Origin of the sequence: Bacillus sp. BB51/4, from assembly GCF_008368845.1 — a bacterium.
Classification (GTDB): domain Bacteria; phylum Bacillota; class Bacilli; order Bacillales; family Bacillaceae_G; genus Bacillus_A; species Bacillus_A wiedmannii.
The window spans coordinates 57,746-81,120 of record NZ_QOSC01000013.1; the positions used below are offsets into that span (position 1 = coordinate 57,746).

22 protein-coding genes and 2 other annotated features are annotated in these 23,375 nt (G+C 34.5%); of the genes, 17 read left to right on the forward strand and 5 right to left on the reverse strand.

Going from position 1 to position 23,375, the window contains the following annotated elements:
* The first annotated feature begins 76 nt into the window (after positions 1-76).
* Positions 77-523 carry a DUF6376 family protein gene (locus DN392_RS17475; RefSeq protein ID WP_000695207.1) on the forward strand — a complete coding sequence of 149 codons (447 nt, stop codon included), beginning with the start codon at positions 77-79 and terminating at the stop codon, positions 521-523.
* 92 nt (positions 524-615) lie between these two features.
* On the opposite strand, the gene DN392_RS17480 is transcribed toward DN392_RS17475, so the two are convergent.
* The gene (locus tag DN392_RS17480) at positions 616-1,617 is read right to left on the reverse strand and encodes a S66 family peptidase (protein WP_033658875.1); all 1,002 of its coding nucleotides are present in this window, start codon (positions 1,615-1,617) and stop codon (positions 616-618) included.
* 208 nt (positions 1,618-1,825) lie between these two features.
* Here DN392_RS17480 and DN392_RS17485 point away from each other — a divergent pair, with 208 nt between their 5' ends.
* Both DN392_RS17485 and DN392_RS17490 read left to right on the forward strand, forming a co-directional pair.
* Positions 1,826-2,779 (forward strand): D-alanyl-D-alanine carboxypeptidase family protein, encoded by a 954-nt coding sequence (locus DN392_RS17485; RefSeq protein WP_000825872.1) that lies wholly within the window; start codon positions 1,826-1,828, stop codon positions 2,777-2,779.
* Positions 2,780-3,014: 235 nt separating this feature from the next.
* A complete protein-coding gene (locus DN392_RS17490; RefSeq protein ID WP_002108512.1) occupies positions 3,015-3,617 on the forward strand; it encodes a nitroreductase family protein in 603 nt (200 codons plus the stop codon).
* A gap of 41 nt (positions 3,618-3,658) precedes the next feature.
* Here DN392_RS17490 and DN392_RS17495 read toward each other — a convergent pair whose 3' ends face one another.
* On the reverse strand, positions 3,659-3,829 hold the full coding sequence (locus DN392_RS17495; protein WP_000789341.1) for a hypothetical protein: 171 nt from the start codon (positions 3,827-3,829) through the stop codon (positions 3,659-3,661).
* A 699-nt stretch (positions 3,830-4,528) separates the two neighbouring features.
* On the opposite strand from DN392_RS17495, the gene entFM reads away from it, so the two are divergent.
* Positions 4,529-5,809 carry an enterotoxin EntFM gene (gene entFM / locus DN392_RS17500; protein WP_000755541.1) on the forward strand — a complete coding sequence of 427 codons (1,281 nt, stop codon included), beginning with the start codon at positions 4,529-4,531 and terminating at the stop codon, positions 5,807-5,809.
* Positions 5,810-5,907: 98 nt separating this feature from the next.
* Here the strand turns inward: entFM and DN392_RS17505 are convergent, their stop codons facing one another.
* Positions 5,908-6,672 (reverse strand): alpha/beta fold hydrolase, encoded by a 765-nt coding sequence (locus DN392_RS17505; protein ID WP_001194295.1) that lies wholly within the window; start codon positions 6,670-6,672, stop codon positions 5,908-5,910.
* Between the two features lie 240 nt (positions 6,673-6,912).
* On the opposite strand from DN392_RS17505, the gene DN392_RS17510 reads away from it, so the two are divergent.
* The 3 genes from DN392_RS17510 (at position 6,913) to hitS (ending at position 10,509) form a co-directional block, all read left to right on the forward strand.
* Positions 6,913-8,673, forward strand: coding sequence for an ABC transporter ATP-binding protein (locus tag DN392_RS17510; RefSeq protein WP_048566554.1), 1,761 nt, complete (start codon positions 6,913-6,915; stop codon positions 8,671-8,673).
* A gap of 88 nt (positions 8,674-8,761) precedes the next feature.
* Entirely contained in the window at positions 8,762-9,439 is a 678-nt protein-coding gene (gene hitR / locus DN392_RS17515) for a response regulator transcription factor (RefSeq protein ID WP_218824843.1), read from the forward strand.
* Positions 9,436-10,509, forward strand: coding sequence for an envelope stress sensor histidine kinase HitS (hitS, locus tag DN392_RS17520; RefSeq protein WP_001231636.1), 1,074 nt, complete (start codon positions 9,436-9,438; stop codon positions 10,507-10,509). The genes hitR and hitS overlap by 4 nt, the downstream gene beginning before the upstream one ends.
* 23 nt (positions 10,510-10,532) lie before the next feature.
* Here hitS and DN392_RS17525 read toward each other — a convergent pair whose 3' ends face one another.
* Complete coding sequence (locus DN392_RS17525) at positions 10,533-11,120, reverse strand: DUF3139 domain-containing protein (protein WP_061671822.1); 588 nt, start codon at positions 11,118-11,120, stop codon at positions 10,533-10,535.
* 195 nt (positions 11,121-11,315) lie between these two features.
* Here DN392_RS17525 and DN392_RS17530 point away from each other — a divergent pair, with 195 nt between their 5' ends.
* From DN392_RS17530 to DN392_RS17545, 4 genes are all read left to right on the forward strand, one after another.
* Positions 11,316-12,035 (forward strand): 3-ketoacyl-ACP reductase, encoded by a 720-nt coding sequence (locus DN392_RS17530; protein WP_000818988.1) that lies wholly within the window; start codon positions 11,316-11,318, stop codon positions 12,033-12,035.
* A 147-nt stretch (positions 12,036-12,182) separates the two neighbouring features.
* Positions 12,183-12,854, forward strand: a complete 672-nt coding sequence (locus DN392_RS17535) for an O-methyltransferase (RefSeq protein WP_088321522.1) — start codon at positions 12,183-12,185, stop codon at positions 12,852-12,854.
* 131 nt (positions 12,855-12,985) lie between these two features.
* Positions 12,986-13,858 carry an aminoglycoside 6-adenylyltransferase gene (locus tag DN392_RS17540; RefSeq protein ID WP_088321521.1) on the forward strand — a complete coding sequence of 291 codons (873 nt, stop codon included), beginning with the start codon at positions 12,986-12,988 and terminating at the stop codon, positions 13,856-13,858.
* Positions 13,859-13,975: 117 nt separating this feature from the next.
* Positions 13,976-14,803 (forward strand): peptidoglycan-N-acetylglucosamine deacetylase, encoded by an 828-nt coding sequence (locus DN392_RS17545; RefSeq protein WP_088321520.1) that lies wholly within the window; start codon positions 13,976-13,978, stop codon positions 14,801-14,803.
* Between the two features lie 88 nt (positions 14,804-14,891).
* Here the strand turns inward: DN392_RS17545 and DN392_RS17550 are convergent, their stop codons facing one another.
* Entirely contained in the window at positions 14,892-15,500 is a 609-nt protein-coding gene (locus DN392_RS17550) for an NUDIX hydrolase (protein ID WP_088321519.1), read from the reverse strand.
* Positions 15,501-15,582: 82 nt separating this feature from the next.
* Here DN392_RS17550 and DN392_RS17555 point away from each other — a divergent pair, with 82 nt between their 5' ends.
* From DN392_RS17555 to DN392_RS17580, 6 genes are all read left to right on the forward strand, one after another.
* Positions 15,583-16,221: a pyridoxamine 5'-phosphate oxidase family protein gene (locus DN392_RS17555; RefSeq protein WP_000510736.1), complete on the forward strand. Its 639-nt coding sequence runs from the start codon at positions 15,583-15,585 to the stop codon at positions 16,219-16,221.
* 235 nt (positions 16,222-16,456) lie between these two features.
* Positions 16,457-16,688: a binding site (T-box leader), on the forward strand.
* Between the two features lie 115 nt (positions 16,689-16,803).
* Positions 16,804-17,035: a binding site (T-box leader), on the forward strand.
* Positions 17,036-17,186: 151 nt separating this feature from the next.
* Entirely contained in the window at positions 17,187-18,482 is a 1,296-nt protein-coding gene (locus DN392_RS17560; protein ID WP_048566552.1) for a homoserine dehydrogenase, read from the forward strand.
* Positions 18,475-19,533 (forward strand): threonine synthase, encoded by a 1,059-nt coding sequence (thrC, locus tag DN392_RS17565; RefSeq protein WP_000276441.1) that lies wholly within the window; start codon positions 18,475-18,477, stop codon positions 19,531-19,533. The genes DN392_RS17560 and thrC overlap by 8 nt, the downstream gene beginning before the upstream one ends.
* Complete coding sequence (gene thrB / locus DN392_RS17570) at positions 19,530-20,423, forward strand: homoserine kinase (RefSeq protein ID WP_000612661.1); 894 nt, start codon at positions 19,530-19,532, stop codon at positions 20,421-20,423. Before thrC ends, thrB begins: the two co-directional genes overlap by 4 nt.
* A gap of 113 nt (positions 20,424-20,536) precedes the next feature.
* Positions 20,537-20,746: a DUF6366 family protein gene (locus tag DN392_RS17575; protein WP_000712287.1), complete on the forward strand. Its 210-nt coding sequence runs from the start codon at positions 20,537-20,539 to the stop codon at positions 20,744-20,746.
* Positions 20,747-20,956: 210 nt separating this feature from the next.
* The gene (locus DN392_RS17580; RefSeq protein WP_048566550.1) at positions 20,957-23,260 is read left to right on the forward strand and encodes a glycoside hydrolase; all 2,304 of its coding nucleotides are present in this window, start codon (positions 20,957-20,959) and stop codon (positions 23,258-23,260) included.
* Positions 23,261-23,375 lie beyond the last annotated feature (115 nt).

A 23,375-nucleotide genomic window follows, 5' to 3' on the forward strand; every position in this document is an offset into this window, starting at 1 on the left:
AAGGTTATAAGTAATTTAGCTAGAAGTTATGCATAGAGAAAATTGCAGACAATTATAAAGGCGAAGGGAGTCTAAAATGAAAATCAAATCAATTTTATTAGTGTTTATAGTTTCAATTGGTTTAATGGGATGTTCACTAGTAGAGCAAGGAAAGAACTCCATAGATTATGCTCAAAAAGCGACAGACTATGTAAATGAAATAAGTGCATTTGCAAATGATGCACCAGCATTAGCTGAAAAGGCTGTTAATGATAGCGAAGCTCGAAAAGAGTTAGAAACGAAGCTTAGTGAAATTAAACAAGATATACCCGCTTTCAATGAATTAACACCACCTGATGTAGCAAAGGATCTTCATCAGCAAATCGTCGGATATAACGAAAAGTTAAATACATTAATTGATACGGCAATGACGAAGATAGAAGAAGGAAAAGTGGATGTAGAGCAATTTAAAAACTCTGAGCTTATGCAGACGATTGATCAAGTTCGTGATTTGAAAGAGAAGGTTCAAAATTTAGGACAATAATAAAAAGCTCCGTTTTGTGATGAACGGAGCTTTTTTATGTTTTCTAATGGAAAAGTTTATAATATTTTCTTCCTAATAATATAAGTGTTTTTTTATATCTTCCATTTTTCTAAAATATGTATTGTTTTATTAGTTGCATCCATGTTCACTTGAACACCTATCGGCATAGTGATCATCGGATGGGTATGACAACAATCAAAGTCAGCTAATAAAGGAATTCTTTGATTTTGCATTACTTCTAATAATATTTCATAAGGTTTGCGATTTGTACCACAATCATCAAACTGCTCATGTTTTCCAAGAATAATACCTGAAACTTTATCAAATACGCCGTTAACTTTAAGTAATGAAAAGCTTCTTTCAATAGTAGCTGCATCTTTTGAACTATCCTCAATAAATAAAATATCCCCATCTTGAATACATGGCATATAAGGACTACCCCAAATTCCTTCTATTGTATTTAAGTTCCCTCCAATAATACGTCCAGTAGCTTGTCCATTTGTTACAGAAATCCAATTGTTTGGTCTAAGTTCTTTTTCTTTCGTCTTCTCTTCCCAATTAATAAATTCATCTGACCAAAATAAAGGTTGTTTTATGTTGTAAGGAAGCATTTGATCATGTAGTAATGTTTCTACAAAATATTTGTATGTATAATCTACAAAAGGCTCACACTCTCCAAAAGAGGGAACGAGCGCCGGACCGTAAAATGTAGGAATTCCTGTTTTAGCATAAATCCCTAGTAATAAAGCGGTTGCATCTGAATAGCCAATCATTATTTTGGGATTATTTTGAAAAGCATCATAGTCAATATAAGGTAATAATGAATTAGAATTCATACCGCCAATAGTTGACATGATACAAGAAACATCAGGGTTTCTTATCAAGTCATTTAGTTCCTCTGCACGTTCTTGTATGCTTCCAGAACGATAATAATCATATCGACCTGTTAGTGAACCTTCTAATATATGAAATCCTTTTTGAAGTAAGTAAGATTTTGCGCGTTCGAATCTTTTGGGAGAAGTGTAGGTTACTGGTGAAGAAGGTGAGTAGATCCCAATTGTGTCTCCGTATTTTAATGATTTTGGAAGTATCATTTGCATGAATCCCTTCTATTTTAAAAATTTTATTTATGAGGATTTATCGATGAATATTCTTATATTTCAGTGTTTTTATTGTAACATAAATGCATTGAAATAATAATTGCTATAGATGAATAAATATGCTTTTTACCTTGACGATATAAAGGGAAAGTTGTTATGGTTGAGTGTGAGTGTATAAAAGGTTTGCTAAAGGAGTTTTGAAATGAAGCGGTTAAAATGGGGAAGGATAACGATCCTATTAGTTTTTATTTTAGGGGTATGTTGGTTCTTATTCCAAGGAACTCAAAAGAGTACAGCAAGTGCAGAGGGACCACCTTTACAAGTGGCAGAATTACCTGAAACAGGATTAACTGAAAAAGTAGTGCCACCAAAGTACATACCACCGGAAATTGATGCAAAAGCAGCTATGATTATCGATGCGAGTAATGGAGATATTATTTATCAACATAATGAAAATGAAGCTTTTGCGCCAGCAAGTATGTCTAAGATGATGACAGCGTACCTTCTATTAGAAAATGTACATAATGGGAAAGTTCGCTGGGAAGATCCAGTGAAAATGAGTGCGAAAGCGGCACAAACAGAGGGTGCGAGAATCCCAGTCCAAGTGAATGACACATTAACTGTTAAAGATTTGTACCATGCATTAATGATTGAATCAGCAAATAATTCGGCTGTAGCTTTAGCAGAACATATGGCAAAAACAGAGAAAGATTTCGTTCAGCTTATGAATGAAAAAGCAAAGCAGTTAAAAATGTCGGATTATGCTAAATTCGCAAATGCGTCAGGACTACAAGAACCTGATGGAAGTGAGACGAAGATGACGGCTGCTGATGTAGCAAACTTGGCGTATCATTTAATAAAAGACTATCCAGAAATATTAGAAGTGACTCACTTACGTCAAAGTCAGTTAGCATTTAATAATATTAATGTTGTAAGTACAAATGATATGTTAAACAAAAATAATAAAGCTTTATATATAGAAGGAATAGACGGATTAAAAACAGGATTTACAGATAGCGCGGGGTATTGTTTTACGGGTACAGCAAAACAAGGTGATACTCGTATTATTACTGTTGTAATGGGAACGAAAGGTAAAACGAAGCGTTTTACAGAGACGAACAAGCTAATGTCTTATGCATTTGGCTTAGTTAATTAAGTGAAATACTGAGTTGGATCATCATATCAGAAAGGCAATTTGTTGTTACTTCCTAATACTAACCTTTTTATTGTTAGTATTAGGAAGTAAAAAGGTAAAAAATGTGAGTGTTATTATTTGAGTTTATTATTGTTTGTTGATAGTATAAAGTTAGAAGCTTATTAATGATAAGTTTTAAGAGGCGGAACATGATGTATACATATGAAAAAGCCTCAAATGAAAATTGGAGGGAATTATGATGGCAAAAGATTTTTACTCAGCAATTGAAGACAGAAGATCTATTTACGCGATTAGTAAAGAGCAAGTAGTTTCTGATGAAAAAATTCAAGAAGTGATTTATCATGCTGTAAAACATACACCTTCAGCTTTTAACTCTCAGAGCGCCCGCGTTGTCGTCTTGCTAGGAGAACAACATGATAAGTTATGGGATATTACGAAAGAAACGTTACGAAAAATTGTACCTGAAAATAACTTTGCATCTACCGAAGAAAAAATGAATGCATTTAAAAGTGGTTATGGAACGGTTTTATACTTTGAAGACAGTCAAGTAGTGGAAGAACTGCAAGAAAACTTTGCATTATACAAAGAGAATTTCCCAACGTGGTCACAGCAATCCTCAGGAATGTTACAATTTGCAATTTGGACAGCTTTAGAAATTGAAGGATTTGGTGCTACATTGCAGCATTACAATCCATTAATTGATGAAGAAGTGAGAAAAGAATGGGAAGTTCCAGGAAACTGGAAACTTACTGCGCAAATGCCGTTTGGTAAACCGGTGGTAACTGCAGGTGAAAAAGAATACCAACCTTTAGAAAATCGTGTGAAAATTTATAAATAATGCGAGATAAAAGGTGAACAGGGATACAACCTGTTCACCTTTTATAAGTAATAAGGATTTTTTTGATAGGAATTTTTCATCTGATCTTTTAATTCGTTTTTACGTGTTTCAATAGTTGATATTTTTTGTAAGGTAATAATTGAAACGAATTGAAAAAAAGCATAGTATAATTCTATATTTTTATTTATAGGATCATCTATTATGTTTTTCATAAATATACCTCCTTCTTTAATCCCAATATTTGCAGGCAATAAGACTTCCATCTTAAAATTCAATGTACCGCCCTGTAAAAGTTCGATAGGTTTCAGTGTAGGGTAAATAAAATTTGTATTGATTAAAATACCACTATATATATGATAATATAAATATCCTATAAATTCCATAGTTGGTGAAAAGTAGGTAGTGGTGTGTGTGTTTTCGCCAAATTAGAACAGAATTTTTGAAGTTAAATCTTACAAATCGTCAAATCTTTTATAAGTGATAGATAGTATCAAAAATAGTTTTCTAAAAATATTATACTATTGATAAAAAAAGTATTTTTTGTCATGATAAGAGTATGCTTCATGGGAGGAGCTTTACTAGGAAATATATTCTTTGCATTGGATTAGATGAATAGGGTTTTTCAAAGTGGATAGACAATGTATATTAAGATAATGAATGGAATGTCGAATTTTCAATGAAATACATAAGAGAATTGAAAAAAGCATTGCAAAAACAATAAGTTTAATGGTAAAGTTCACATGAAGTTCACACGGAATACACTTCATTCATTTAAAATGAACTCTGTGTGAAAAATAAAACTCTTGTTAAAAAATGGAACTTAATGAATATTTTACTTTAATAATATTGTAAAGTATTAAGTTTATAAGTTTTTTAAAGAGGATAGTAGGGAAAGGAAGTAAAGACAACTTATGAAAAAAGTAATTGCAGGTTTAGCAGCAGCTTCAGTAGTAGGTGTTGCAGTTCCAGGTATGGATTCTGCTCAGGCACAAGTTTCAAATGAAGCGCTAAAAGAAATTAATGGACAAACTCAAACTCAAACGACTGTAACTGAAACAAAAAAGGTAGAAACAACTTCTGAATTAAAATACACGGTAACAGCTGATGTATTAAATGTACGTTCAGGTGCTGGTACAGGACATAACGTTATTTCTAAAGTGAAATCAGGTCAAGTACTACAAGTAATTGGACAAGAAAACGGTTGGTTCAAAGTAACTGTAAACGGTCAAACTGGTTATGTAAGTGGTGACTTCGTAACGACTGGTGGTAAAACAGGAACTACTGTTCAACAAGGAACTGGTACTTACACAGTAAACGTTTCTTCACTTAACGTACGTACAGGCCCAAGTACATCTCATACAGTATTAGGCTCTGTAAATAAAGGTAAAACAGTACAAGTTGTAGGTGAAGTACAAGATTGGTTTAAAATCAACTTCAATGGTGGAACTGGATACGTAAGCAAAGACTTCGTAACAAAAGGTGGTTCTGCTGTATCTAACGAAACACAACAACCAACTACAAACAACAATACTACTACAGTTCAAACTGGTGGTTCTTATGTTGTTAACACTGGTGCTTTAAAAGTACGTACAGGCCCAGCTACATACAACGCTGTAATCGGTGGCGTAACACAAGGTAAAGTATTAAACGTTACTGGCGCTGAAAATGGTTGGTACAAAATTAACCATAACGGCCGTACAGGTTACGTAAGTGCAGACTTCGTTAAGTTTGTAAAAGGCGGAGTAAACAACGTTACAAATAACAATAACGTTACAAATAACGTTCAACAACCAGGTAAAGACGTACAAAAACCAACAACAGGTGGAGATACATCTTCAATCGCTGGATTCGCTAGATCTTTAAATGGTTCACCATACAGAACTGCTGGTACAACACCTGCTGGTTTTGATTGCAGTGGATTCATTCACTACGTATTAAATCAAACTGGTCATAAAGGCGCTCGTCAAACAGTTGCTGGATACTGGAGCTCTAAAACAAAAACTAGCAATCCACAACCAGGTGATTTAGTATACTTCCAAAATACTTATAAATCAGGTCCTTCTCACATGGGTGTTTACTTAGGAAACGGTCAGTTCATTAGTGCAGAAACGGATGCAACTGGTGTACGTATTAGTTCTGTAAGTAACTCTTACTGGAGCAAGCACATGTTAGGTTACACAAAAGCATACTAAGAAAAAGTAGTTTATATACTTTTCGTATAGAGAAAAGGCTTTCCAGGGAAACTTGGGAAGCCTTTTTATAGTTGAATAAATTGGGAATGTAGTAGTTTTTACTGTAACTTCCCATTTAAAAATCGAGCGTATAGGTCATGGAAGTAGTTCGGGCGAAATAAGTTTGCTGCATGTCCTGCAAGCGGTATTTCTTTATATAAAACGTTAGGAAGAATGGATTTCAAATCAAAAAGACAAGATTTATAGAGATGATCATGTTCACCCATTACCCATAGAATAGGGTGGGGAAGTGATTTCAATTTAGATTTTAAATCGAATTCTAAACGATGCCGTAATGATTGGGCAATAATTGATGAATGCAATTGCAATCCGAAACGGTAATAAATATTTCTTGAAATGACTGCGAACGGATTTGCTTTTAGCATGCCACTTGGGAAAATGGTATTTGCGTATTGAGAGAGCCATTTAGAGTACTCGTCTCCTCGCTTCTCCCAGAACTTTTGAAATACGTTATATAAAAGGGATGGATTATTATAATGTCCACCAATGTGACAAATGCTCAATACTTTTTCTGGATGCATTTGTGCAAAAATTGTAGAGATATAACAGCCGTAACTTAGAGCGCAAATATGAGCTTTTTGAATGCCTTCTTTTTCATATAAATTCAATAATTGATCTACGAGGCGCTGTAATGAAAATTCGATATCTGCACCTTTATCATCGCCATGACCTAATAAGTCGTAAGTTATAATGTTATAGGTGGCTGAAAATCGTTTATGCTCTTTTTTGAAGGCACGACGATTGCCGACTAAGCCATGAATAAAAATGATTGTTTCCTTTTCGGAATGTATATTTGTTTGCAAAAAGGATACTCCTTTCAATAACGGGAGATTTATATAGTATTGTAAATTGGTTATCTATAATTCGCATAGAATAATATTTAGTACTAGGTAATAATATCAGATGTTTACATCTGTTGTAAAGATGCGTTTGCATGTATATTTTGTAAAAATAGAAAAAGTGTGTTTACATTCAGTTTACATTTGTATTGTATTCTATTTTTAGAAAGAACAGTTTGGTTTAACATGAGGAGATGAACAAAAATGGAAGTTAGAAATGAGATAGAGAAAAAAGGGAGCTGGAGGCAGTTTTTACGCCTTATTCAAGATACAAATCCTCCGAAAGGGATTCTTGCTTTTGCTTTATTAATGAGTTTGCTTTCTACGGGAGCTAGTTTATTTATACCGATGTTAACGAAAGGGTTAGTAGATAATTTTTCACTTTCGTCAATTAGTACAGGACAAATTGTTGGGCTAATTGCATTCTTTATTATGCAAACTATAGCCGCAGGATTGTCTATCTATTTACTAAATTATATTGGGCAGAAGATTGTAGCTGGACTGAGAGAACGTTTGTGGAAAAAGGTGCTTATTTTACCGGTAACTTATTATGATCAAAATAGAACAGGCGATACAATTAGCCGTATGACAAATGATACAGGAGTTGTGAAAACATTAATTTCTGAGCATTTGTCAAATTTATTAACAGGCGGTATTTCAATTGTTGGATCATTAATTGTATTATTTGTTTTAGACTGGAAAATGACACTTTTACTTTTAACGGTTATTCCGTTATCAGTACTCATTTTAGTTCCACTTGGACGAAAAATGTATAAGATTTCAAAAGCACTTCAAGATGAAACGGCTTCTTTTACTAGTGTATTAACACAAGTGTTATCAGAAATTCGTTTAGTGAAATCTTCGAACACAGAAAAAAAGGAATATGAAACTGGAAATAAAGGTATTGAAAAGCTATTGCAATTTGGTTTGAAAGAGGGAAAAGTGCAAGCGTTAATTTCACCAGTTATGTCGTTTGTTTTAATGGCATTGCTTGTTATTATCGTAGGATATGGTGGAATGCGAGTTTCTAGCGGTGCATTAACTACAGGAGAACTAGTAGCGTTTATTTTATATTTAGTTCAAATTATAATGCCGATGAGTCAATTATCTATGTTCTTTACACAATTCCAAAAGGCAATTGGTGCAACGGAAAGAATTAATACAATTTTAGAATATGAAGTAGAAGATCATGAAACTGGTGTGAAAGTCACAAATGCTAAGCAGCCAATCGTTCTTGAAAATGTATATTTCGAGTATAACGAAGAAGAGCAAGTTTTAAAGAATATTGATTTCACAATTGAATCAGGTAAAGTAACAGCAATTGTAGGACCAAGTGGTAGTGGGAAAACGACGTTATTCTCACTGTTAGAACGTTTTTACGAGCCAACTAGCGGTGCCATTAAATTAGGAAAAGACTCAATTAAGAATTATTCACTACAGTCATGGCGACGTCAAATTGGTTACGTTTCACAAGATAGTCCGTTAATTGATGGAACGATTCGTGATAATATTTGTTACGGTGTTGAGGGCGAAGTGACAGATGAAGAAATTGAAAAAGTAGCAGCAATGGCATATGTTGATGCATTTATTCATGATTTGCCAAACGGATACGCAACAGAAGTTGGAGAACGTGGTGTGAAGCTTTCTGGAGGGCAAAGACAACGAATTGCGATTGCTCGAGCGTTACTTCGAAATCCACAAATTCTTATGTTAGATGAAGCAACTTCTAGTCTAGATAGTAAATCCGAGTCTGTCGTTCAAAAGGCATTAAATAACTTAATGAAAGGCAGAACAACGTTAGTTATTGCACATAGACTTTCTACTGTTGTAGATGCAGATAAAATTATCTTTATAGAAAAAGGGAATCTTACAGGAAGCGGTACACATGATGAATTATTACAGACACATGATATGTATCGTGAATTTGCAACGCAACAATTGAAAATTAAAGAGGGTGCATTATAAAATGAATAATCAGTGGGGTATGTACTCCACTGATTATTCATTTTTAAAAGCTTTATAAAGGATGCTAATTAGAAGGGAAATGGTTTCTTTGATACCTAACATTTTAATAGTGGACGACGATCCGCATATTAGAGAACTTGTTTCTGTATTTTTAGAACGAGAAGGTTTTCAAACATATGAGGCAATTGATGGACTAGATGCACTTAAGAAAATAGACGAAGTAAAAGTTGATATGGTTATTCTTGATATCATGATGCCGAATATGGATGGATTTGATGTATGTTTTGAATTAAGGAAGTACTATGATATTCCGATTTTGATACTAACTGCTAAAGGGGAGACGTCCCAAAAAGTAAAAGGATTTTACCTTGGCACGGATGATTATCTTGTAAAACCATTTGATCCGATAGAACTAGTAGTGAGAGTAAAGGCACTACTGAAACGTTACCAAATTACAGTATCGCAATCGATTCAAGTTGGAAATGTACTGTTAAATCGTAAAACATTTGAAGTTACAATTGGAGAACAAATAGTTACATTACCGCTAAAAGAATTCGAATTGCTCTTTACTCTAGGTTCTAAAGTAGGAAGAACTTGTTCGAGAGAGCAATTAATTGAAGATGTATGGGGATATGATTTTGAAGGGAATGAACGTACACTAGACGTTCATATTAATCGGCTACGTGAGAAGTTTCAAGAAGAGAAGTCGAAGTTCAGTATTAAAACGATAAGAGGCTTAGGGTATCGCTTAGAGGTAAGTAAATGAGAAAAAGAAAAAGAATGAGTAAGTTGAAGATGTTGAAAGTAACGGGAGCGATAATAGCGCTCTTTTCTTTTCTCACTATAATTTGGTCTATCGCATTTTATGTAGCAACTAGTATATTGAATGCTTTTGAAGTAAACGTATCGTCGTTTGTGGCCTTTCTAATTAGCTATATGGTCGGTTTTGTATTTATTGTTCTTATTTGGACATTGATTGGGATATTAATGAGACCAAAACGAGAGGCAATGATCTGGACTATAATTGAACCGATACAAAAAATTACAAAAGGAGACTTTTCCGTAAAAATACATAATGAAGAAAAGTATGATGGAGAAATTGGTGTGCTCGTAAAAAGTATAAACGATATGACAGATGAACTAAATGCGATGGAGAAAATGCGTCAGGAATTTGTATCGAATGTTTCTCATGAAATACAGTCACCATTAACATCTATAAAAGGTTTTGCTAGAGCACTACAAGATAACAATCTTTCCGAGGAAAAACGAAAGCATTATCTTACCATTATTGAAACGGAAACGACGAGATTATCTAAACTAAGTCAAAATTTACTGAAACTAACTCTTTTAGAGGCGGAAGAGTATACACCAGAAAGAGTGGCGTATCGATTAGATCAACAGTTAAAGCAAATTGTATTAAATAGTGAACCGCTCTGGGCTGAAAAAGAAATTGAATTAGAACTGGATTTAGAAAAAGTAAATGTTATTGCTGACCAAGAAAGTATGAGTCAAGTGTGGATTAATTTAATTCATAATAGTATTAAATTTACGCCAAGTGGTGGCACAATTACAATCCAGTTACAAAAACATGAGAAAGTAGTGGAAGTACGTATTCGCGATTCGGGAATTGGTATATCCGAAGAACAGAAACAACATATTTTTGAACGTTTTTATAAAGCGGACACTTCACGAAATCGTACTTATGGAGGAAGTGGCTTAGGTTTGGCCATCGTAAAAAAAGTACTCGACCTTCATCAAGGAGAAATAAAAGTCGAGAGTGAGGAAGGGAATGGCGCAGAATTTATTGTGTGTATTCCGAATAATGAAGGAAAATAGTGTTAGGAGGATATCTTCTAACACTATTTCTCTTTAAAAATACATTCCCCGTTACTGCAACTATATTGATAAGCCTTTCCTTCGTTATTCATACGGTATGAATAATCTGATTTTGTATCTTTCTTAAAGTTAACATATGCTTCTGCACCGTTTTTATCATCATCGATATCAATGAATTGAACGCTTCGTATAGAATAATCCTTTTTTTCACTTAAACCTCTTTCTTGTAAGTTTGTATGAATACCTCTTATTAATTGGTCGAACAGTGACCAATTTAAATTAAGATGCTCAAATGATTCAGTATGTCTTCCTAAAATGCCATTGTCTTGTATTATTTTATTATTATTATCGTATGTATAAGAGTATGTAAAATAGGGTTCGTCTTTATATACTACCTCTGCATAATAGCCGATATTATAAATGGGAGTATATTTTCCAGTTATGCTTTGTATTTCTTCTTGCTTATAGTTTTTTATAGTATGGAGATAATTGCTAGTATCTTTTTCTATTACTTTATAATGTAGTGGATTACCAAATATAAAGTACATCGCAAAAAATATGATACATAGTCCGACTGCAGTTAGTGACAAGAACCATTTTTTTCTTTTCATACACATACACTCCCCTATGCTGGATTTATTTTTATTTTACATGAATGATGATAAAACATGTGAGACTTATAAAAAATATTATAGTTACCCACAGGTAACCTACGCACATGAAAGTGCATCATTGCCTTTTTACATAAATATAGTTACACTTTTAATATAATAATAAACAACTGAGACGATTAAGGAGTGTTATACTTGGCAGAATTATTACAAGGCAAAAATGCTTTAATTACAGGAGCAGGTAGAGGGATTGGTCGTGCTGTAGCGATTGCATTAGCGAAAGAAGGCGTAAACGTAGGTCTTTTAGCTCGTTCAGAAGAAAACTTAAAAGCTGTAGCGAAAGAAGTAGAAGCAGAAGGCGTAAAAGCTGTTATTGCGACTGCTGATGTATCTTCATATGAAGAGGTAACGACTGCAATTGAAACGTTAAAAACCGGTTTAGGATCTATCGATATTTTAATTAATAACGCTGGTATTTCTAAATTCGGTAAGTTTTTAGAACTAGACGTTGCTGATTGGGAAAAAATCATTCAAGTAAACTTAATGGGTGTGTACTATGCAACTCGTGCAGCTTTACCAAGTATGATTGAACAACAATCTGGTGATATTATTAATATTTCATCTACAGCAGGACAAAAAGGTGCACCTGTAACAAGTGCATATAGTGCTTCTAAATTTGGTGTTCTTGGCTTAACAGAATCGTTAGCGATGGAAGTTCGTAAACATAACATTCGTGTAACTGCTTTAACTCCAAGTACAGTAGCAACTGACATGGCTGTAGATTTAGGATTAACTGATGGAAATCCGGATAAAGTAATGCAAGCAGAAGATATTGCAGAGTTTATCGTAGCGCAGCTGAAATTAAATAAACGTACATTTATTAAATCAGCTGGACTTTGGTCTACTAATCCATAAGGGTTAAAATTATAAGCAAAGAAGGGATATTTATTCTGTAATGGAGTGGATGTCCCTTCTTTATTTTTTGTATATAAGACAGAATTTTCGTTATAATCAAAAGTGAATAGTAGAAAAGCATTGAAAAATTGAAGGGATGGTATTTTCATGAGTATGATTGAGAAATGGACGGCTGTTGATCAATATGTGAGTGATGTATTAATACCGAAAGATTCTACATTAGAAGAAGTACTTCAAGCAAACGCTGCAGCTAATTTACCAGCACATGATGTATCGCCAACGCAAGGGAAGTTTTTGCAACTATTAGTACAAATTCAAGGAGCTCGAAACATTTTGGAAATTGGTACTCTAGGCGGATATAGCACGGTATGGCTTGCAAGGGGATTGCCATTGGGAGGCAGAGTTGTTACATTGGAGGCAAATGAAAAGCATGCTGAAATTGCACGTAGCAATATTGAGCGTGCCAATTTGAATGATATAATTGAAGTGCGAACAGGATTAGCTTTAGATTCTTTACAGCAAATCGAAAATGAGAATTATAAACCATTTGATTTTATTTTCATAGATGCTGATAAACAAAATAACCCTAACTATTTTGAATGGGCACTGAAACTATCACGCCCTGGTACTATAATTATTGGTGATAACGTAGTACGTGAAGGAGAAGTTATTGACAATACGAGTAACGATCCTCGCGTACAAGGGATACGTCGCTTCTATGAATTAATAGCTGCAGAGCCACGTGTAAGTGCTACTGCGCTTCAAACTGTCGGAAGTAAAGGATACGATGGGTTTGTAATGGCAGTCGTAAAAGAATGATGAAAGGAGATAAAAAGATGAAAAAGAAATTTCAAAAATTATAACATGTATGGTGTACAACGCAGCTACCTCGTGGACCTCCAACATACTTGGAAATATAAGTTTATATAAACATTGGAGGTTAGGAATAGATGAGAACTGAAAAAGAAATGTTAGACTTAATTATTAATACAGCAAAAGAGGATGAAAGAATTCGAGTTGTCATCATGAATGGGTCACGTGTAAATCCACATGTGAAAAAAGATTGTTTTCAAGACTATGATATTATGTATGTTGTAAAAGATATACGCTCTTTTACGTCTAATCATAATTGGATACGTATATTTGGAGAAATAATGATTGTACAAATGCCAGAAGAAATGTCATTAGTTCCAGCAGATGAAGACGGGAAATTTCCGTATTTAATGCAGTTTATGGATGGAAATCGAATTGATTTAATGCTAGTTCCATGTGATTTGATAAATAAGTTTGTTGGACAAGATAGTTTAAGTGAACTGCTTCTGGATAAAGATAATTGTATTGATGAATTTCCACCAGCAAGCGATAGGGATTACTTAATACAAAAGCCTACAGAAAAAGAGTTTTTAGATTGCTGTAATGAATTTTGGTGGTGTAGTACGAATGTAGGGAAAGGACTATGGAGAGAAGAACTTTCTTATGCGAAAGGGATGCTCGATGGTCCAGTACGAGATATGTTCATTGTAATGCTAGAATGGCATATTGGTATGAAAACAGACTTTACAGTTAATACAGGTAAGTTTGGAAAGCATTTCGAGCAATATATTGAAAAAGATATGTGGGAGCATTTTAAACGGACCTATTCGAATGCTGAATATGAAAACATATGGGAGTCATTTTTTGTAATGGGCGATTTATTTAGAAAAGTTGCGAACGAAATTGCTAACACATATGGGTATCAATATCCTCAAGGTGATGATGACAGAGTGACAAGCTATTTAAAACATGTGAAAGCATTGCCGAAAGATAGTACATCGATTTATTAATATTGCAAAGTAGTAAGACTGTCCTAATTACGGACAGTCTTATTTTTGTTCATGAATAATAATTTCTCTAACAAAGTGCAGATGAATCACATATGAAATTTTAGGGAGGTTTTTATCATGTATTATTTTTATTCGTCAGAAATGTTTGCCCCATATGAATGGGGACTAGAACGAGATGTTTCTTACGCCTATATGCCATATCACTCATTTTATTATGGAGACTATATGAGCTCATTGCCATACACATATATCCCTCAAAACTATACAGTACAAATGAAAGCATATGAGCGTGGATCGTGGACACCATTTTCGTGGGTCGAAAAATATGCGTACGCATTTTCAGGACCGTACAATAAAGCGGAAGTCGCTCTTACATTTGATGATGGACCAGATTTAGAATTTACGCCGAAAATTTTAGATAAGTTAAAACACTATAATGTAAAAGCTACTTTTTTCTTACTTGGTGAAAACGCAGAAAAGTATCCGAACGTAGTAAAGCGTATTGCGAGTGAGGGGCATGTAATTGGTAATCATACGTATAGTCATCCAAATTTAGCGAAAGTAGATGATACTGAGTACCGTAATCAAATTATAAAAACAGAAGAAATATTAAATCGTTTAGCTGGTTATGCTCCTAAGTTTATACGTCCGCCATACGGTGAAATACTTGAAAATCAATTGAAGTGGGCAACAGAGCAAAACTTTATGATTGTACAGTGGAGTGTTGATACAGTTGATTGGAAAGGTGTAGGTGCGGACACAATTACAAATAATGTGTTAGGGAATTCATTTCCTGGCAGTGTCATACTTCAGCATTCGACTCCAGGTGGGCATTTACAAGGATCTGTAGAGGCGCTAGACAAAATTATTCCGCAGTTAAAAACGAAAGGGGCACGTTTTGTAACGCTGCCAAGTATGTTCCAAACATCGAAAGAGAGAAAATAAAGTGGAGTTTAAATTAGTCGGGTATTGTCAATCATCCACTATTAAGAATAGGACTCCTAAGTACTTTAAAATGGGAGCCCTATCTTATTTATAAATTATTATTTTCTAGTAAGTCTTTTCCTTGCTCTATAACAAATTCATAGTATGCAACATCATATGGATAAATATCTTCAAATGTTATCGTTATCGGTTTATTGCTTAAAACAGAAATAGCTGTAAAAGATGAAATCTCTCTTTTTAGTAGTTGTAGAAAAGAAGTTGCATGTACTTTCATCACATCGTCTACTTCTTCACCTGGTGCGAATGGAAGTGGATTGATGACATTGTGAAAATACATATGACAAAACTCGCGATCTGTAAGATTTGAAATTTCATAATCTATTTTAAAGATGCCTTTGTATGCTAACTCAGTCGTTTGAAAAGAAAGCCCCAGTTCTTCTTTAATTTCACGAAGACCACCAATTTGTACATCTTCATCATGCATAATATGTCCGGCTGAAGTAATATCCCATATACCCGGAGCTTCTTTTTTATTTTTAGAGCGTAATTGGAAATATAAGAACATATCTTCATCATCTTTTTCTACAAACCAACAATGAAATGTTTCGTGCCAATCACCGTCACGATGCACTTCATCACGCAATTTCTTCCCAAGTGTATTTCTTTCAGGATCAAATATTGTTAACCACTCTGTCATTTAAATTCCCCTTTCTGCAAATTTTATTATACAATATTTGTATTGAATTTTGGGAAAATAAAGAAAAACGGAGTGGTTAATAGTGGGGATAGAGAGTAAAGAAATAAAATCGATTATTTCAACAGAGGAAGAATTACGGAAAATATTGGGGCAACCAAGTGAGCGAGCGTTAAAGAAAGTTATTTCATCATTAGACCACCATTGCATAGATTTTTTGTCAAAATCTCCTTTTCTAGTATTGTCTACTGCAAATAAATTAGGAGAGTGCGATGCTTCGCCGAGAGGTGACGCACCTGGATTTGTATACGTATTAAATAATAATCAAATTATCATTCCAGAAAGACCAGGTAACCGTCGTATAGATTCCATTTTGAATATTATTTCAAATCCGCACGTAGGGTTACTCTTTTTTATTCCAGGCCTTGGGGAGACGCTCCGGATAAACGGCCGAGCGTATATTACAAACGACGAAGAGATATTGCAAGAAATGCAGGCGAATGGACGCAATCCGTTACTTGGAATTGTCGTTGAAATAGAAGAGTGTTATATTCATTGTGCAAAAGCTTTTATCCGATCTAAGATGTGGGATCCAGAATCATGGTTGAATAAAAAAGAGTTACCTTCAGCAGCAAAAATGTTGCTGGAGCATGCGAAAGTAAATACTTCTGAAGAAGATGTTGCACGCTCTTTAGAAGAAAGCTATACGAAAAGATTGTATTGAAAAAACTTTATAGATATAGTTTTGTAAGGTGAATATGTACACATTTTAGAATGTGATATTCATATAAGAATCGTTGATTTACAAACTGGAGAAATAACAAAATAGGTAAATCAAGTGGTAGTTGCATAATGTTATTTTGAAATACAATAAAAAATGATTTTGAAAATTTTTAGTAAAAATAGGCTTGCTTTTTGAAAAGTTGATAACTATAATAAGTTAACAAATAGACATGAACGAAAAAGTAACGATAAGGACACGAAATCATTTTTACGGTTTACAGAGAGGGAAGTCAAGGGTGTAAGCTTCCTAACACGAGAAATGGTTTTACCACCTTTGAACTTCAATAGTGAACGAGTAATCTAGTAATTATTGACGGAATCAGCCGTTATCTGAACTTGAGCAATCTAGGGAGAAATATGTCTAGGTTGGAACAAGGGTGGAACCACGAAAACACATTCGTCCCTTTCCTAGGGATGAGTGTGTTTTTTTATGGATGTGAAGATTGAAAATTAAAAATAATCAAAAAATAGTATTGATTTTGTTTTTTATGCGAGTATAATGAGTTAACAAATAAACATGAACGAAAAAGTAACGATAAGGACATGAAATCATTTTTACGGTTTACAGAGAGGGGAGCCAAGGGTGTGAGCTTCCTAACACGAGAAATGGTTTTACCACCTTTGAACTTCAATAGTGAACGAGTAATCTAGTAATTATTGACGGAATCAGCCGTTATCTGAACTTGAGCAATCTAGAAGGAAATAAGTCTGGATTGGAACAAGGGTGGAACCACGAAAACACATTCGTCCCTTTCCTAGGGATGAGTGTGTTTTTTTACTTTGAAAGGAGGTGCAGTAAAATGAAACGATTTGTACGTACGGAAATAACCACCACCTGCATGATTAAAAAGCAGAGCAAGGTGATTGATAAAGATAAAAAATAAAATTGTAGGAGGAGATTAGAAGATGAATAACGTTATTAATGTTGGGGTGTTAGGCTTAGGTACGGTCGGAAGTGGTGTTGTCCATATTTTGAAAGAACATTATAAAAAAATTGCACTTGATACAGGGTATGAAGTGAAGGTAAAGACAGTCGTTGTACGTGACTTAGAAAAAGAACGTGATGTTTGTATTGATGGAATTGTAGTAACAAGTCATGTCGATGAAGTTCTAAATGATTCAAATATTGATATTGTAGTAGAGGTAATGGGCGGAATTGAAGAAGCGAAGCAGCACATTGTTAAGGCTTTACGAAATAAGAAACATGTCGTAACAGCAAATAAAGATTTAATGGCTGTATACGGTGCGGAACTTCTCCACCTGGCGAACGAAAATGATTGTGATCTATGTTATGAAGCAAGTGTAGCGGGCGGTATTCCGGTGTTAAGGGGATTAACAGACGGATTAGCTTCAGATCAAATTGAAAAAATAATGGGAATCGTAAATGGCACAACAAATTATATGTTAACAAAGATGAGTCAAAAGGGATGGTCGTATGAAGAGGCATTACAAGAAGCACAAAAATTAGGTTTCGCAGAATCGGATCCAACAGCGGATGTAGATGGGTTAGATGCGGCGAGAAAGGTAGCCATTCTTGCAAACTTAGGTTTTTCGATGAATGTTTCTTTAGATGATGTGCAAGTAAGAGGGATTCGAAAGGTCGAAAAAGAAGATTTACAAATGGCTGAAAAGTTAGGATTTACTATGAAATTAATTGGTAAAGCAGAGAAACAAGGGTCAGCCATTCATTTAAGTGTAGAACCGACTCTTTTACCAAGTCATCATCCATTATCGAATGTAAATAATGAATTTAATGCAGTGTATGTTCACGGTCAAGCAGTAGGGGAAGTAATGTTTTACGGACCTGGAGCTGGGAAGTTACCGACTGGTTCTGCTGTTGTAAGTGATATTATTTCAATCGTTAAAAATATGAATCAAGTTCCGAAAAATAAAAGTGCGTTAAAAGAACCAGAGCCATACGAGTTACAAGGAGATGAAGAAGTCGTTTCGAAATATTTCTTACGTATTTCATTACGAGATGAACCTGGGATGTTACAAAAAATAACAGAATGTTTCGTTAATTATTCTGTAAGTTTAAAAGAAGTTATTCAATTACCTTTAAATCGTGAACTTGCAGAAGTCGTTGTTGTGACACATCAAACTTCAAAGTATCAATTCGAACGAGTACTAGGAGCGATAGAAGATGTCGCAAGTGAAATAAACAGTTATTACATTATTGAGGAGGAAAAACAATATGTATAAAGGATTATTAAAACAGTATGCTTCTTATTTACCGGTGAATGAAAATACACCTGATGTGAGCTTAATGGAAGGAAATACACCGCTTATTCCGTTATTAAATATATCAAAACAATTAGGAATTCAGTTATACGGTAAGTATGAAGGAGCGAATCCGACAGGTTCTTTTAAAGATCGTGGTATGGTAATGGCTGTTGCGAAGGCGAAAGAAGAAGGTTCGGAGGCAATTATTTGTGCATCCACAGGTAATACTTCGGCATCGGCCGCAGCATACGCGGCACGCCTTGGAATGAAATGTATAATCGTAATCCCTGAAGGAAAGATTGCACATGGAAAATTAGCGCAAGCAGTCGCCTATGGAGCTGAAATCATTTCAATAGAAGGAAATTTTGATGATGCACTTAAGGCTGTAAGAAATATTGCTGCTGAAGAGCCGATTACACTAGTAAACTCAGTGAATCCTTATCGAATTGAAGGGCAGAAAACAGCAGCATTTGAAATTTGTGACCAGTTGCAAAGTGCACCAGATGTTTTAGCGATTCCTGTTGGAAATGCTGGAAATATTACAGCGTACTGGAAAGGTTTCTGTGAATATGAGAAAGAAAAAGGCTATAAGAAGCCAAGAATTCACGGGTTTGAAGCGGAAGGAGCAGCTGCTATTGTAAAAGGACATGTCATTGAAGAACCTGAAACAATTGCAACAGCAATTCGCATCGGTAACCCAGCGAGTTGGTCATATGCTGTAGAGGCTGCCGAACAATCTCACGGTGAAATAGATATGGTATCAGATGAAGAAATATTACATGCGTATAGATTATTAGCAAAAACAGAAGGGGTTTTCGCTGAGCCAGGATCAAATGCTTCATTAGCCGGCGTTATTAAACATGTTCAATCTGGAAAAATCAAAAAAGGAGAGACAGTTGTTGCGGTTTTAACTGGAAATGGGTTGAAAGATCCTGATATCGCAATCTCTTCTAATACATTAGATATTGCAAGTGTTTCAAATGATATAGAACAAATTAAAGAGCATATAAAAGGGGTGATTATGTCGTGATACCATTAAGTATTCGTGTTCCTGCTAGTACAGCGAATGTTGGACCTGGATTTGATTCAGTAGGAATAGCTTTGTCATTATATTTAGATGTGGTGGTAAAAGAAAAAGCTGATAAATGGCAAGTAATTCATTCCTTTGAGGAGTCAATTCCGACAGACGATAAAAATTTAATCGTTAGCACGGCATGTAAAGTGAGTCCTTCTTTATTACCCCATATAATAGAAGTTACTAGTAATATCCCGCTTACAAGAGGACTAGGAAGTAGTGCATCAGCCATTGTAGCAGGGATAGAGCTTGCGAATCAACTTGGCAATTTGAACTTAACGACTGATCAAAAAGTTCAAATTGCTACAAATTTTGAAGGACATCCAGATAATGTTGCTGCTTCTATATTAGGAGGAACTGTAATCGGAGCACTTGATGGAAAGAATGTTTCGGTTGTAAGAATTGAAAGTAAGGAATTAGGTGTAATTTCTCTTATTCCAAATGAAGAGTTAAATACAGAGGAAAGCCGATCTGTATTACCAGATGTGTTTCCATTTCATGAAGCAGTTAAGGCTAGTGCAATCAGCAACGTATTAGTAGCTGCGTTTTGTCAAAAGAAGTGGGAAGTTGTAGGTGAAATGATGGAAAGAGATCATTTTCACGAGCCGTATCGTTTAGAACTCGTACCGCTATTACCATCAATTCGTAAATGTGCAAAAGAGTTTGGCGCATACGGCACAGCGCTTAGTGGTGCAGGTCCATCCATTTTTATATTGACGCCATATGATAAACGTCAAGAAATTGCTGAGCAATTAGCGAGAGTATTTACGTCTATGAAAGTGTGTGAGCTAGAAATCGATCATAGAGGAATTACTGTAAATAAAGAAGAACATATAGAACTATAAAAAAAGCTAGCATTGCTAGCTTTTTTTGTTGTAAATATCTTTTCAGTTTTCATATAAAAGAAAAGTAATAATGTATAATTTAGTAAAGCGTGTATTCATTTGGAGGCGATCGTATGAAAAAAGAGTCACCAGAAGAAAACAGGGAACGTATAAGGCAAAGTGAATTGAAAAATAATCCTACCGGTTCTTTACATGATGGATTCAACAGAGCTGAATCAGGTAGTCCAGTGGATATGACGGGTGGTATGAATTGGAAAGGTACAGCGCTAGTAATTTTAGTGCTAGTTTTAGGGTGTATTATATACACTTATTTTTTTAGTTGAAAAATAAGTGTTAAAGATTCGAATTATTTGCTTTTATATTTAGTGGGGATGAAAAAACACTATTGTACTACATATACTTTAAGCAGATTATAGTTGTTCATACACACTTATTTATAATACTCAAAATAGAGCTACCGTTATGCTAGTTCTATTTTTTTGCCACATTCCTGTAACAAAGCCCCTGTATATTCAGTGGTGGAGGTGCAGAAGATGAAAAAAATGATAGCAATATGTCTTCTTACAACGATGTCATTTTCGACTTTGGTCGGGTGTGATGTAAAAGGTAACAAGGCTGTACAAGAGTCTAAAGTAAAGAAAGCGACGTATAAAGAGTTCACTTACGATGTAAATCCAGAGACTTTCACGTTAACTGTAGAACATGATGGTGTAAAGGAACAGGCATCACAGCCGTTACCGAAAATGAAGGTGTCGAATGTAAAAAAAGACAAGGATCGCACATCTTGGGAATACCCAGATCAAAAAGTAAAAGTGAATCTAGAAAAGAAAAAAGATCACTTAAATATTGAAGTGGAATCGACTGGTGCAGAAAGTTTTATATGGCCGAAAGTACAAGCTGAAAATTATACACTTCCGTTATGGGAAGGAAAACAAATTCCGAGTAATGATGAAAATTGGAAGAAGTTTTTAAAGGATGATGCATATTCATTTGCTGAATCATTTTCTATGAAGTTTTTTGCGTTAAATGGTTCGAAATATTCCATTGTATATATTGCGAACAATATGTTTAATAATGAATTGAAATTTCATTCGGATCCGAAAATAGGATTTGATTTTATACATGAATTCCCGAGTATAAATAAAAATAAAACATATGGATTTCAATTATATGTGACAAATAATGATGCAGTCAGTATTGCTAAACTGTATAAGGATAATATTGCTCGAAAAGGTGAATTTAAAACATTACAAGAAAAGGCTAGAAAAAATAAAGAGATTGAAAAACTTTATGGTGCGGCTCATTTTTATTTTTGGAATCAAAATGGTTTGTCTGACAGTAACGTAAATTGGCCTAAAATAAGAGAGCAAATAAATAGTCCTGTATTTAGTCATATAAAAGGGCTTATTCAAAAGAATAGTTCGGAGCCTGGAGAACTGAGTGTGTTTGAGCAAGTAAGTAAACAAGATTTCATTGATAAGTACCAAAAAAATGTTATTTTGCGTTATGTAAATGAAGTATTATCAATGAAGGAATTGTATAAAGATGATATTTTTCAAAAGGTTGATCAGAGCGCTAGTGAGTTATTAAACAAAGGGGTAGATCACTTATCGAAGATGGAGTTATATAACTTAAATAAGCATGTATTAAAGTCGGCGCTCGGTGATGCGATTGAAGAAGTAAGTAAATGGGGTAACGCAGATGGAACGGATATTATAAAGGAAATGAAAGAATCAGGAATAGACAAAGCGTGGATTGGGTTACCGAACTGGGAACAAGGGTATATGCAGCCTGATTTCGTGACAGAAGCTAAGAAAATAGGATATTTAGTTGGTCCGTATGATTCTTATCATTCTATTCACGAAAAAGCTGATAAAAATTGGAATACAGCTTCTTTTCAGGATCCATCGTTATATGAAGAGGCAACTGTGACGAAGAAAAATGGAGAAAAAGTGCAAGGATTTTTAGGTAGAGGGCGAAAGTTAAATCCAACTTTATCTCTTCCTAGTGTAAAAGAGCGAATGAACGAGATATTAAAAAATGGACCTAAATATAATTCATGGTTTATTGATTGTGATGCAACAGGTGAAATTTATGATGACTATTCAGCCAAACATATAACGACACAAGAACAAGATTTAAAAGCAAGATTGCAACGAATGGATTATATTGCGCAAGAAAAAGGTATGGTAGTTGGCTCAGAAGGCGGAAATGACTTTGCAAGTAGTACGATTACATTTGCTCACGGTATTGAAACGCCGGTTATTAAATGGGACGATGAAGATATGAGGAAAAATAAAACAAGTCCGTATTATGTGGGCGGATATTGGTCACCGAATCAAAATGTTCCAGAAAAATATGCAAAACAAGTACCGTTAAAAGAAGAATATAAACAAGTATATTTAAATCCAGTATATTCGGTACCGCTATATAAATTAGTATACAATGATTCTGTAATTACAACGCACCACTGGGAATGGGGAAGTTTGAAAGTAAAAGATGAGGTAGGGAACCGTATGCTATACGAATTATTGTATAATGTTCCTCCGTTGTACCATTTAGATGAAGTAGAGTGGAATAAGCATAAACAAGAAATTACGCAGCACCTGAAAGTTTGGAATGACGTTCATGAACAGGCAGTAGAAGAAGAAATGATGAACTTTGTATATTTGTCAGAAGATAAATTAGTTCAATCTGCTTCTTATGGAAAAGATATTAAAATTATTGTGAATTTCTCGAATGAAGAGATAGAAATAGAAAAGACGAAACTAAAAGCAAAATCCGCTTTCATTAATAATCATGGGAAGAAAACAATGTATACACCGCTTGAGAGATAATATGAAATGTATTGTTGCATTATTAATTTTTCAGGTGAAAATTGAAGGATTCGAAACGAATAAATTTATAAATCTATAATTTTGAATGTTGCGAAGTGCTAAATATTTAAAGTTG

Bases quoted from the DNA above. Each gene is read 5' to 3' on its own strand.
- DN392_RS17475 (WP_000695207.1), top strand. From the start codon at position 77: ATGAAAATCAAATCAATTTTATTAGTGTTTATAGTTTCAATTGGTTTA.
- DN392_RS17480 (WP_033658875.1), bottom strand. From the start codon at position 1,617: ATGATACTTCCAAAATCATTAAAATACGGAGACACAATTGGGATCTAC.
- DN392_RS17485 (WP_000825872.1), top strand. From the start codon at position 1,826: ATGAAGCGGTTAAAATGGGGAAGGATAACGATCCTATTAGTTTTTATT.
- DN392_RS17490 (WP_002108512.1), top strand. From the start codon at position 3,015: ATGATGGCAAAAGATTTTTACTCAGCAATTGAAGACAGAAGATCTATT.
- DN392_RS17495 (WP_000789341.1), bottom strand. From the start codon at position 3,829: ATGAAAAACATAATAGATGATCCTATAAATAAAAATATAGAATTATAC.
- entFM (WP_000755541.1), top strand. From the start codon at position 4,529: ATGAAAAAAGTAATTGCAGGTTTAGCAGCAGCTTCAGTAGTAGGTGTT.
- DN392_RS17510 (WP_048566554.1), top strand. From the start codon at position 6,913: ATGGAAGTTAGAAATGAGATAGAGAAAAAAGGGAGCTGGAGGCAGTTT.
- hitS (WP_001231636.1), top strand. From the start codon at position 9,436: ATGAGAAAAAGAAAAAGAATGAGTAAGTTGAAGATGTTGAAAGTAACG.
- DN392_RS17525 (WP_061671822.1), bottom strand. From the start codon at position 11,120: ATGAAAAGAAAAAAATGGTTCTTGTCACTAACTGCAGTCGGACTATGT.
- DN392_RS17535 (WP_088321522.1), top strand. From the start codon at position 12,183: ATGAGTATGATTGAGAAATGGACGGCTGTTGATCAATATGTGAGTGAT.
- DN392_RS17540 (WP_088321521.1), top strand. From the start codon at position 12,986: ATGAGAACTGAAAAAGAAATGTTAGACTTAATTATTAATACAGCAAAA.
- DN392_RS17545 (WP_088321520.1), top strand. From the start codon at position 13,976: ATGTATTATTTTTATTCGTCAGAAATGTTTGCCCCATATGAATGGGGA.
- DN392_RS17550 (WP_088321519.1), bottom strand. From the start codon at position 15,500: ATGACAGAGTGGTTAACAATATTTGATCCTGAAAGAAATACACTTGGG.
- DN392_RS17560 (WP_048566552.1), top strand. From the start codon at position 17,187: ATGAATAACGTTATTAATGTTGGGGTGTTAGGCTTAGGTACGGTCGGA.
- thrC (WP_000276441.1), top strand. From the start codon at position 18,475: ATGTATAAAGGATTATTAAAACAGTATGCTTCTTATTTACCGGTGAAT.
- DN392_RS17575 (WP_000712287.1), top strand. From the start codon at position 20,537: ATGAAAAAAGAGTCACCAGAAGAAAACAGGGAACGTATAAGGCAAAGT.
- DN392_RS17580 (WP_048566550.1), top strand. From the start codon at position 20,957: ATGAAAAAAATGATAGCAATATGTCTTCTTACAACGATGTCATTTTCG.